Source organism: Aquiflexum sp., assembly GCF_977115555.1.
This window is the reverse complement of record NZ_CDSBKL010000106.1, coordinates 1-11,325: the sequence shown is the minus strand read 5'-3', so window position 1 is coordinate 11,325 and position 11,325 is coordinate 1. Positions and strand designations below refer to the sequence as shown.

Annotated in this window: 12 protein-coding genes and 1 tRNA gene; 2 read left to right on the top strand and 11 right to left on the bottom strand. The window is 40.4% G+C overall.

The window, feature by feature from the left end:
• Window positions 1–39: 39 nt before the first annotated feature.
• The 9 genes from ACZFYI_RS08535 to ACZFYI_RS08495 all read right to left on the bottom strand — a co-directional run bounded on the left by ACZFYI_RS08535 (window position 40) and on the right by ACZFYI_RS08495 (window position 7,613).
• Window positions 40–318 carry a hypothetical protein gene (locus ACZFYI_RS08535; protein WP_462523702.1) on the bottom strand — a complete coding sequence of 93 codons (279 nt, stop codon included), beginning with the start codon at window positions 316–318 and terminating at the stop codon, window positions 40–42.
• Window positions 308–766, bottom strand: a complete 459-nt coding sequence (locus ACZFYI_RS08530; protein WP_462523701.1) for a hypothetical protein — start codon at window positions 764–766, stop codon at window positions 308–310. The genes ACZFYI_RS08535 and ACZFYI_RS08530 overlap by 11 nt, the downstream gene beginning before the upstream one ends.
• The gene (locus ACZFYI_RS08525; protein ID WP_462523700.1) at window positions 763–1,272 is read right to left on the bottom strand and encodes a RidA family protein; all 510 of its coding nucleotides are present in this window, start codon (window positions 1,270–1,272) and stop codon (window positions 763–765) included. The genes ACZFYI_RS08530 and ACZFYI_RS08525 overlap by 4 nt, the downstream gene beginning before the upstream one ends.
• Before the next feature lie 68 nt (window positions 1,273–1,340).
• A complete protein-coding gene (locus ACZFYI_RS08520; RefSeq protein WP_462523699.1) occupies window positions 1,341–2,555 on the bottom strand; it encodes a glycoside hydrolase family 57 protein in 1,215 nt (404 codons plus the stop codon).
• The gene (locus tag ACZFYI_RS08515) at window positions 2,552–3,838 is read right to left on the bottom strand and encodes a glycosyltransferase family 4 protein (RefSeq protein WP_462523698.1); all 1,287 of its coding nucleotides are present in this window, start codon (window positions 3,836–3,838) and stop codon (window positions 2,552–2,554) included. Before ACZFYI_RS08515 ends, ACZFYI_RS08520 begins: the two co-directional genes overlap by 4 nt.
• 9 nt (window positions 3,839–3,847) lie before the next feature.
• Entirely contained in the window at window positions 3,848–5,764 is a 1,917-nt protein-coding gene (locus tag ACZFYI_RS08510) for an amylo-alpha-1,6-glucosidase (protein WP_462523697.1), read from the bottom strand.
• Between the two features lie 109 nt (window positions 5,765–5,873).
• Window positions 5,874–6,014, bottom strand: a complete 141-nt coding sequence (locus ACZFYI_RS08505; protein ID WP_462523696.1) for a hypothetical protein — start codon at window positions 6,012–6,014, stop codon at window positions 5,874–5,876.
• A 102-nt stretch (window positions 6,015–6,116) separates the two neighbouring features.
• A tRNA-His gene (locus tag ACZFYI_RS08500) sits at window positions 6,117–6,192 on the bottom strand.
• Between the two features lie 77 nt (window positions 6,193–6,269).
• A complete protein-coding gene (locus tag ACZFYI_RS08495; protein WP_462523695.1) occupies window positions 6,270–7,613 on the bottom strand; it encodes a dihydroorotase in 1,344 nt (447 codons plus the stop codon).
• A gap of 130 nt (window positions 7,614–7,743) precedes the next feature.
• Between ACZFYI_RS08495 and ACZFYI_RS08490 the strand changes: the two genes are divergently transcribed.
• On the top strand, window positions 7,744–9,099 hold the full coding sequence (locus ACZFYI_RS08490; protein WP_462523694.1) for a DEAD/DEAH box helicase: 1,356 nt from the start codon (window positions 7,744–7,746) through the stop codon (window positions 9,097–9,099).
• A gap of 77 nt (window positions 9,100–9,176) precedes the next feature.
• On the opposite strand, the gene ACZFYI_RS08485 is transcribed toward ACZFYI_RS08490, so the two are convergent.
• Together ACZFYI_RS08485 and ACZFYI_RS08480 are read right to left on the bottom strand one after the other, a co-directional pair.
• Window positions 9,177–9,764 carry a hypothetical protein gene (locus ACZFYI_RS08485; protein ID WP_462523693.1) on the bottom strand — a complete coding sequence of 196 codons (588 nt, stop codon included), beginning with the start codon at window positions 9,762–9,764 and terminating at the stop codon, window positions 9,177–9,179.
• 47 nt (window positions 9,765–9,811) lie between these two features.
• The gene (locus ACZFYI_RS08480) at window positions 9,812–10,522 is read right to left on the bottom strand and encodes a DNA alkylation repair protein (RefSeq protein ID WP_462523692.1); all 711 of its coding nucleotides are present in this window, start codon (window positions 10,520–10,522) and stop codon (window positions 9,812–9,814) included.
• 268 nt (window positions 10,523–10,790) lie between these two features.
• Between ACZFYI_RS08480 and ACZFYI_RS08475 the strand changes: the two genes are divergently transcribed.
• Window positions 10,791–11,325 (top strand): response regulator (locus ACZFYI_RS08475; protein WP_462523691.1); only part of this gene is annotated, 535 nt, incomplete at its 3' end.

The window sequence follows — 11,325 nt, the reverse complement described above, 5'->3', positions numbered from 1 at the left end:
AGACGAATCCGACAGCGGAGATGGATTGATATGATGGGTTTATTGGAAATCGTTCCAGTCGATTTCATCAAAAATTCCCGAAATGGTTCCAAAACCAATCATTAGCAAAAACAAGATCAATATTCCTAATCCGACAGCATACCAGATCAGTTTTGCTTTGGCCCAATTGGCTTTGTTTGGATTTCCTGTTTTGTCAAATGCCCATACGATGAGCATGATAAAACCAATTACAGGGATATTGGCAATCAATATGGTCAAAAACCAGTCACTGGTTTTTACTGTAGGATGCTTGAAATCCGCATTGTAGTCAATTTCCATTTTCTTCAGAGTTTTGAGTTGTTAACAAGTCTTTTACTTCAAATGTGTACTCACTGATCGCATAATTTTCAGCATTTAAAGGATCTGTTTGGATAAATGTGATTTTGATGGTTTTGTAGTCCTCGATTTTGGAGTATCCTTGGGAATACAGCTCGGCGCATTTTCTTGCCACATTTTCTTCGCTATACCTCATTTCAGCACTTTTACCATTGAAAAGTCTGAGATCTATGGTTCCTTGGCTTTCTCCGTCAATGTATTCTTGGGTAACATTCACTTCCACACTTTCAAATTCCCCCAAAGCCATGATTTCCCCGGAAGGGATATACCCTTCTCCAGCAATTTTACTGAATCCCCACATCATCCCTTTGACCATTGTCTCTCCGTCGCAAGCGCAGGATCCAAGAAACAAAGAAATGACGAGTGAATAAATTGGAATGAATCTTTTCATTTTGCTGCTACGGCTTCTATTTCTATCAATAATTCCTTATTGGCAAGGGAATGCACTCCGATGGTAGATCGTGCTACTTTATTTGGGTTTCCCTCATTATTGAAAAACTCCCCATAAGCCTTGAACCATGCATCCCAATCAATTTTTCCTTCTTTGTCCGGAGCAAGATAAACACGGAGAAAGACCACATCTTCCATCGTAAATTCGGCTTCCTCGATAGTAGCTTTGATCCGATGCAAGACCCCAATACTTTGCTCATAGGTATCTCCATATCTACCATATGTGCCAGGAACCGCATTCTCATCCTTCACAGGAGCGACTAAACCCGAGGTATAGAAATATTCTTTACCTTTTGGAATATAAACACCGCGGAGAATGGCAGCGTCAGGCCGGTCATATCGGACAATGATTTCCTCCTTTTCTTCTATGGACTCTTTTTTTTCAGTTGTGACCATGCAAGATCCCAGGAAGGCAAATATTGGTATCAACAAAAGCGATATTTTCATTACTCAGTATTTTTAGGAATTAAAAAGGCTTGTTTTACCAAGCCTCTTTTTATTGAATTATATTTCCTTTATTCTTCGGCTTCAGCCATTTCGTTTTCTTTCATTTTGACCCGGAGAATGAAATCACTCAAAACATTCATGTAGTTTATAAATGCATCATAAGGCGTGTCGTAATGACTGAAATAGGAATGTACATGACCGTCTGAAAAGAATTTTGTACACATGTAATAGAAATGATCCGAGGTCTGCAGGTAATTCCAATCTCTTTGGATTTCTTCATCCTCGATGTTTTTGACTCGGGTTTCCATTTCATAGAGTTTGGAAAAAGCTTCATTTTGAAGGTCATTTCCCAACCAAGCTGTCAAATCCCTTTCCTCATCTGCCCATGATATTGGGGTTGGTACGTGGATCTTTGCTACCGGAGTTCCATTTGCAACTACCTCAGAAGGAGTAGAGAAATTGAAGTCAGTATATTTTAGAACAGCACTTGGAAGTGCTTTCATGAATTCAAAAATTCCGGTTTCCGCCCATTGGTGTTCACCGAAGGTTTCATAATCCATAAATAGGTTGATCACTTCCTGTTCCTTTGGTACGGCATTGAGCCAAGTGACAAACTTTTCTGTGGTCAGAGGATAATCTGCCCAAGTCTTATTGCTGAATCTAAAGGCGATGTCATCACTGAGTTGGAAGTTTTTAAGAAGTATTTTGAGATTGGGGTCAATCGCATTTTGGTAAACAAAATTTGGGCTCTTCCATCCCAAAATATGCTTGGCTCCTTCGGTCAGCATCCCTTCATAGCCCATCTCTGCTACCATTCCACCGATTTTGTCAGAATATATCAATTCTGTATTTCTAAAAACCTTTGGGGTATACCCGTTGAAATGTCTTTTTATTTTTTCAGCATGTCTACCGACCATTCTTGTGAACTCTCCTTTGCTTTTCAAAGAGCACAAGGCATGGGCATCTGTTTCAGCCAAAATTTCAACATGACCTGTGGCCACCAGTTTCTTGAAACTTTCCAGTACATCAGGTGCAAATGCTTCAAACTGATCCAAGCATACTCCTGAAATGGAAAAAGCCACTTTGAATCTTCCCTGATGGAGGTGGATGAGATCGAGTAAAAGCGCATTCATTGGCAGATAGCATTTTTGGGCTACTTTTCTGATAATGCTTTTGTTGCTGTAATCGTCCCAATAATAATGATCATCACCAATATCAAAAAAGCGATAAGGCTTGATTCTTAAAGGCTGGTGAACCTGAAAGTAAAAACAGATTGTTCTCATGGCTGTTGTTTTATGGTCTTTTCGTATACTTTAACTAGTTTGGCGGCAACATGCTCCCACTTCAATTTCTTCAATTCCTCACTTCCAAGTTCCTTGAACATCTTCGAAATACTTTCATAGTGAAGCAATCCAAAAATAGCGTCAGCCATGGCGTCCACATCCCAAAAATCTACTTTGATGGCATTTATCAGCACTTCGGCAACACCCGATTGTTTGGAGATGATGACAGGAGTATTGTGCCTTACGGCTTCAAGCGGAGCTATTCCAAATGGTTCGGATACGGAAGGCATGACATAAACATCACTGATGGCATACATGTCATCCACATCTTTTCCCTTGAGGAATCCGGTGAAATGGAATTTTGTACCCATTCCGAGTTCCGCTACTCGGACTATCATTTTATTGAGAAGATCTCCGTTTCCGGCCATAACAAACCTAACATTTGGATCCCTGTCAATTACTTTTTTTGCAGCTTCCACAAAATACTCTGGTCCTTTTTGGAATGTAATCCTTCCCAAAAATGTCACAATTTTTTCAGGCACATGCTTTCTTGTATTTGAATGGATGATGCTTGCATCCAATACGGCATTGTGCAGGACGCTGACTTTGTCAGGATGCACTCCGTATTTATTGATGACCACATTCCTTGTCAGATGGCTTACAGCTACGACATGGTCAGCAGCATGCATTCCTGCTCTTTCAATGTCATAAACAGGTTTGTTAACTGATTCACCTGACCGGTCAAATTCTGTGGCATGAATATGCGCAACAAGTGGTTTTCCGCTTATTTCTTTTGCAGCAATTCCTGCAGGGAAAGCCAGCCAGTCATGGGCATGGATGATATCATGTTCTTTGGATTTTGCGATTTGGGCAGCAACAAGGGCATACCTGGAAACTTCCTTCATAAGGTCTTTTCCATATTTTCCGCTAAACTCAAACTTATTGGAAAAAACGCTATCATCCACATCAGTCCTGTCATGAATGGTGAAGTCAGTGTATTTCTTAAACTCTTCAGGTCCTAAGTAAGGAACCAAAAAACTACTTACTTCAAGGTAAGTAAGATTCTTCCAAATTTTCTTAAACTTTCTTTCCCGATAATCGATGACGACATCGCTTGCATTGACAAAATCCGCCAGTGGTTCTTCATCACCCCATAATTTCGGCACCACAAAAATAACCTCTTGGTTGTGATGGTTTAAGCCTTTTACCAAACCATAACAAGCTGTACCCAAGCCTCCGGAAATATGTGGAGGAAATTCCCAGCCGAACATTAATATTTTCATAAGACCGAATTAAACTTTTTCCAAAATATACATCATTCTCAATAACTCACCGATAGACCATGCTGAAGAGATAGCCCCTTTTGGTCTGTGTGGAGGATCTCCATCGTATATCTCAGCGACAGTTCCTATACCGTATTGCGGCATGACATCGTCAAATGCCTGCACTAATTTTTCTACAAATTTTTTCCCGGATTTGCCATGTAACCTAAGGTACCCCTCTACAAAAGGCCCCAAAAGCCAAGCCCATACAGTACCGTTATGATAGGCAATATCCCTTGTGTATTGATTTCCATGGTAATAGCCTTTGTATCCAGGATCGTCGGGCGCCAATGATCTCAAGCCTCTAGGAGTAAGAAGTTTTGACTTGACAATCTCCAAAATACTTTTCATCTGACTTTCCTCCAACGGAGAATAAGGAAGGGAAGTAGCAAAAACCATACTTGGTCTTATGGACCAATCTTTAAAGTCACCATTCACATAATCTGCCAGATAACCCTTTTTCTCATCCCAGAAAACCTCAACAAATGATTTTTTCACCAATTCGGACAAATCTTTGATTTCAGAATCATTGGTCAGTTCATGATAAAAACAAAGAGCATTGTACCACAAAGCATTGATTTCAACAGGGCAACCGATTCTTGGTGTGACGGGACCATCAGAATTGACAGCATCCATCCAAGTGAGAGCGACTCCCTCTTGACCTCCGTACATCAGTCCATTTCCAAGCATGTGGATATTATAATCTGTTCCGTTTCTGTATCCATCAATGATACCTTTCATTTTTTCAAGGTATTTTTTCTTGATAGTTTTAGTATCGCCTGTAAATTTGATGTATTGCTGCAAAGACCAAAAGAACCAAAGTGGAGCATCCATCGAGGCAAGATTCCTCATCACACCGCTGCCTACATTTGGAAACAAAGGACCATGAAGGTCTGCAACCATGGTATCCATGATGTCGAGGAAAGTATCATTATCGCCTTGTGTCAAAGCCAATCCCGGTGATGCTACAAAGGTATCTCTACCCCACCAGCCAAACCACGGATAGCCTGCGATGACATGGGTTTTGCCATCTCTTTTTTGGATAAACTGCCCTGCAGAGTTTTTGAGGCAATTGACAAAATTGTTTCTCGGAATCCTTCGGGCAAGTTCTTTTTCAAAAGCCCTTTGCCTTGTGCTTGGATCAGCGTCGGTAAGTCCGGCTGAAAATATGACTGATTCACCTTTGGCAATATCAAATTCAAAAGTTCCGGGAACAAAAAGGTCTTCCTGATATTCATATCCCCTTTCCCGCTCCATGATATATTCAATGTTATAATACCATTCCGGTTTTGGAATATATTCATTTCTTTTTGAAAGTTGGAGATATAGGGGAGAGTACTCTGGGTAGAGTTGGAATTTCACTCCGTTTGGTACTTTTTCAAATTCTTTGTTTATCCTGTCATTTTCTTTTGAAAGGTTATGGTAGCCTCTAAAAGCCAAAAATGGACTGATCCGAATCTTTGTAGGCGAATGGGCCTCTAATAAAGTGTATTTGATCATTACACGATCCCGGTTGGTATCCAAAATTATCTCTTTTTGAAGTAAAACCCCACCGACGCGATAAGTGAGTTTTGGAATTGGCTCAGTATCAAAGTCTTCCAAATATTTATGTCCCCTTGGCGAATAATTTCCGGGAAACTTGCTGATCCCAAGGTTAAAACTCGCTCCTCTTTGAATAACTGTCTCATGGACAGTAGACAACATCACATGAAGTTGTTCGTCAATTTGAGGCTGTGGAACTACCAATAAGCCATGGTATTTTCTGGTATTACAGCCGATTATGGTCGTGCTTGTATAACATCCGCCTCTATTGGTTCGAATTATTTCTCTGTCAAGTGAGTAATTGAGGTTAATTAATTGGGTTTTGTCAAAGTGGATATAACTCATTTGGTCAAAAGTTTGAGATTTCCATAAAAATACTTTTTTGCATGCGAAAGAAAAATTTATTGGGACAAAAATAAAGGTTATGTTTCCATAACCTTAAATTATTCTTGGATTAAGAGAGTGCCCCTTCTTTTTGCAGTTCCTCGAAATTTCTGAGGGATTCCTCAAACTTGACAATATACTGCTGTACGAATTTGAGATTTACCGGATTGACTTTAGGAAATCTTGGCGAGGAGTTGAATAATGTAAACATTGCCTTTCAAATTTAATTTTAACCACTAATACAAATTTTGTGCCATTTGGGTTCATTGAAAGTAGTTAAAAATAAAAACCCCTATCCGAGACAGGGGTTTTTGGGTGGAAGACCGGGTTCGAACCGGCGACCTCTGGATCCACAAACCAGCGCTCTAACCAGCTGAGCTACAACCACCATTTTATTCTTTTCTGATCATTTATCAGATTGGACTGCAAAGGTAATATTTCGGTATTCCGAAAGCAATAGCATTTTTCAAATTTTTCTTGAAAATTTTAAGCGATCACCTTTCTTTTCTTCATGGAAAGTTCCGTTTTCGTAAGCCAAGTGTCCAGAAACCACTGTGTGTGTGACTTTTGATTTGAAAACATGTCCTTCAAATGGTGACCATCCACATTTGGAAAGAATATTGGATTTTTCAACTTTCCATGGATTGTCTAAATCGGCGATCACCAAATCGGCATGATATCCGGGACGGATATAACCTCTTTTATCAATTTCGAAAAGGATGGCAACATTATGACACATTTTCTGTACGATTTCCTCGAGCTTGATTTTACCATCATGGTACAGGTCGAGCATGGCGACAAGGCTGTGTTGGACCAATGGGCCTCCTGATGGGGCAGAGGTATATGGCCTTGATTTTTCCTCTAAAGTATGAGGAGCATGGTCAGTGGCTATGACGTCAATTCTCCCTTCCAATACACCTTCAAGAATACGTGCACGGTCTTGTTTGGTCTTTACAGCAGGATTCCATTTGATTAGATTTCCCTTTTCCTTATAATCTTCCTCCGAAAACCAAAGATGATGGATACAAGCTTCTGCGGTGATGCGTTTTTGCTCTAAAGGAATGGAATTGTCAAACAGGTCCACTTCCCGGGCTGTGCTGATATGAAGGACATGAAGTTTGCTCCCATATTTTTTTGCCAAAGCAACGACTTTCTTTGAAGCATCAAAACAAGCCTCTGCTGACCGGATTTTTGGGTGAAACTTGACAGGAATATCCTCTCCATATTGGGCTTTGTACCTTTCCAGATTGGCTTTGATGATATCATCATTTTCACTATGCGTGGCAATCAGTAGCTTGCATTCAGCAAAGATTCTTTCCAGGCTTTCAGGATTGTCAACCAACATATTTCCGGTGGATGAACCTTGAAATACCTTGATGCCACAGACATTTTCCGGATCGACTTTCAGTATTTCTTCGATGTTGTCATTGGTGGCACCAAAAAAGAAAGAATAATTGGCAAGAGATTTTTTGGCCGCGATACTGTATTTTTCTTCCAAAAGTGGAATAGTAGTGCTTTGAGGGACCGTATTGGGCATCTCCATATAAGAGGTGACACCACCCGCCACAGCGGATTTGCTTTCGGTATAAATATCAGCTTTGTGTGTCAATCCGGGTTCTCTGAAATGCACCTGATCGTCTATCAGGCCGGGGAAAACATATTTTCCTGTAGCATCAATATGGATATCTGCTTCAAAATCTGACAGATCCGGGCCAATATTATAGATCATTCCGTCTTGAACAATAATGTCGGCGAGGGTTATCTTGCCTTCATTCACTATATTTGCACCGGTGATTAAAATACTTTTCATGAATTTCTTTATGAGATGGGAAATTTAATCATAGAAACACCTATCATTTAAGCTGATTTTCCTAAACTGAAGAAATTTCAAGACCTTAAATTTAATTCCTTGTGTTTCTTTTTCTCCAAAAATACAAAACATGTCCGATAGCCCTCAAATTTTCGAAAATTATAAATTAAATAAGCAGCTCCTCGACGCTGTAAAAGAGGCCGGATATACAAAACCTACTCCTATTCAGGACAAAGCGATTCCATTGGCCCTTGCCGGCCATGATGTATTGGGTATTGCTCAGACCGGAACCGGCAAAACAGCCGCCTACATCTTGCCAATTCTGATGAAAATCAAGTATGCTCAAGGGATGCTTCCAAGGGCATTGATATTGGCTCCAACCCGGGAATTGGTCATGCAGATCGAAGAAGCAGTAATCGTTTTTGGCAAAAATACAGACTTGAGATACGTTTCTCTTTATGGCGGTTTGGGACCAAAAACCCAGATTGAAAAACTTCAAAAGGGGGTAGACATCATCATTTCCACTCCGGGAAGATTTTTGGACCTTTACCGAAAAGGTGAAATCGTCACCAAGGAAATCAAAACAATGGTCTTGGATGAGGCTGATAAAATGCTGGACATGGGCTTCATGCCGCAGATCAGGTCGATACTCGAGATCATTCCCACCAAGCGCCAAAACCTCCTTTTCTCTGCCACTTTTGGACAGAAGGTGGAGAAATTTTCTTATGAATTTTTGGAATTTCCGGAGCGCGTGGAAGTTTCTCCGCAGGCAACTACTGCCGAGACCATCCATCAGGTCAAATATTTGGTGCCCAATATCAAAACGAAAACCGGCCTTTTGATCCATATCCTAGAGAGCAGCGATGTCAAAAGGATCATGGTATTTACCAAATCGAAAAAGAATGCGGAATTGGTTTTTAGCTACCTGGACAAAAAGAAACTAGGTACAATCCGTGTCATCCATGCCAATAAAGGACAAAACACCCGAATCAACTCCATGGAAGATTTCAAGGCAGGAGATGTCAGAATCTTGGTTGCGACTGACGTGGCAGCAAGGGGGCTCGATATCAGTATGGTCAGCCATGTGGTTAATTTTGACGTACCACTTATCTATGAAGACTATGTGCACCGCATCGGCAGGACAGGAAGGGCTGAAAATGAAGGCATTGCCATCACTTTTGTCAATCCGGCTGAGGAATACCATTTTGGGAAAATAGAAGAAATCATCCGCATGGAAGTGCCGACTGTGCAGATTCCTGTTGAAGTGGAAGTTTCAGCTACGCCGTTTGAAGAAAAGCAAGCTTACGAAAGGGAAATCGATGGGCAAAAAAGAAAGATGAACCCGGATTTCAAGGGTGGCTTCCATGAGAAAAAAGCCATTCCAAAAGCCAACCCCAACAAAGTCGAAAAGAAACGCGGCAACAAAAACTCCAAAGCCAAGCGAAACAGAAACCAAATGAAGACGCAGGCAAAGTGGAAGAAGTGATTATAACAGTCCTGCTCTACTGAAATGCCTTAAATCAAAAGCCTCCGAATTGAGTAAATTCGGAGGCTTTTGGTTCTCTAATCCCTCGGTGGATTGATCATAATGTGTGCCCTATGTGTTCCGGGATCCATAATCCATGGCATGGCCGGACCTGATGGCTTTAGTGGCAGACCGGTACTCGCTTCCGTGGCCCAAGGGATATACACCACATAGCGCAGGTAAGGATCTTTCACTTCACCCGTTTCAGGATTGTAATCTACTGCATCGGCGCTCAAGACAAATAAAGTTGCGCCATCTTTGGGCATGATCAGTTTGCCGGATTTGGCTTCTTCCTCCCGGATGTCAAAAATCTCTTTGGCTGTTTTCCCTTCTTTCTTCAACTGCCGTCCCCTTTCCATAAAAGGATCCAAAGTATTGTGGTAACAGGAAGAATTGAATCCGGGGCTGTTTGGGTCATCAGCCAAGCAGATCATTTCATTGGTTCCCTTCCTTAATAATATAAAGGATCCTTTTTCATCAAATCCATACACCGTCGCACCTTCTCTTTTATCATCAGGAGCAGCCATCAAAGCAGTTTTGATCTGAACATCCTTAGAAGGTATGGATTGGGCAAAGGATGAGATATTGAAAAGAAAAATGAGAGAAAATAGGAGTGGGGTTTTCATGGCTATTTGGTTTTGTGACAGGTCTAAGTTAGAGGTTTTGAGGCTGTTTAAAGATTTTTCATAAAAAATCCTTTGGCTTCGGGGTCAAATTTCTCAATCGCATACCTCAGCATGGTTCGTGGCATGGTCTTGTAATGCTTTATTAAAAACTGACGAGCAGTTTCGTAATCACGGTTACCGATCTCACGGATCATCCAACCGACTGCTTTGTGAATCAAGTCATGAGGGTGATGGAGCAGGATTTCAGCAATTTTTATGGTGTCTACGAAATCGTTTTTCTTGATAAAACCAAATGTACTCATGATGGCAATCCGTTGATCCCAAAGTTTCCCTGATTTTGCCAGATCAAAAAGAATTTTCCTGTCTTTAAAAAACAGGAAATCACCCAAAATCAGATGTGCTGAGCTGTCCACCAGGTCCCAATTATTGACCCAGGATCTGTTTCTGAGGTAAAAATCAACCAAAAATTTCTTTTCTGCTTCGTAATTGGCTTTTTGATATTTAAGAACCAAGATGAGGACCGACGTAAGCCTTACCTCATGGTATGGGTTTTTGATTAGGTCATCAAGCTCTTCTATTGATAAAGATTTCCAATATTGTTTGACGATTTTTCTTTGTTCGGGAACCGTAACACCCAAAAATTGGTCTCCCTCTCCATATTCGCCCTTTCCTGATTTGAAAAACCTTGGGAAAAAAGCGGCTTTTTCAGGGATGGCTTTTTGCTTTAGTCCCTCAATTATTTGATCATGCAGATCCATATTTTTATTTTTTTTCTTTTTTTAAAGTTCGGTTATTTCTTTTTCAGGTCTCATGTTTTTCTCTTCAATTGAAAAAGATTCTATCAGCAATGTTGAGATTATCCGGGCAAATACTCATTGATACTTTGAGATAAATAAAATTCCGTTATTTTTTTGTTATATTTGATCTGTATTCATAGACCAAATTTTTCTCAAGACGGCCAAATAATCTTCCGATTCACTCGTCTTGAATTTCGCATATTTCCGAGTTAAACTTTTGCTGTTTTATATGAAACAAAAAATTTTCATTGCTGATGACCATCCTCTTTTCCTTAAAGGACTAAAAGGATTTTTGGAGGAAAATAATTTTGATGTAATAGGAGAAGCTCCGAATGGTGACTTGGCGCTGAAATTTATTCAGGAGATAGAGCCTAATTTGGCTATTTTGGATCTTGATATGCCTGGGATGAGTGGGTTGGAAGTGGCCAAAATGTGTCAGGAGAAGGAAATCCAAACGAAGATTATACTGCTGACATTCCATAAGAAGTCTTACATCTATCAGCAAGCCAAATCATTAAATATTTCAGGATACGTTCCAAAGGATTTTGCAGTGGAAGAACTTTTGGATTGCATAAAGGTTGTTTCAAATAACGAAATATACCTGAGTGAAGGGATCATTTCGGAAAAAACCAAAGAGAGAATAGCTGATAAACCCAATAACCTGACTCCTTCAGAAATTAAAATCATCAGGTATATAGCGGATGGAATGACTACAAAAGAAATTGCCAACTTATTGTTTCTGGCCGAAAGAACTATAGATAAGC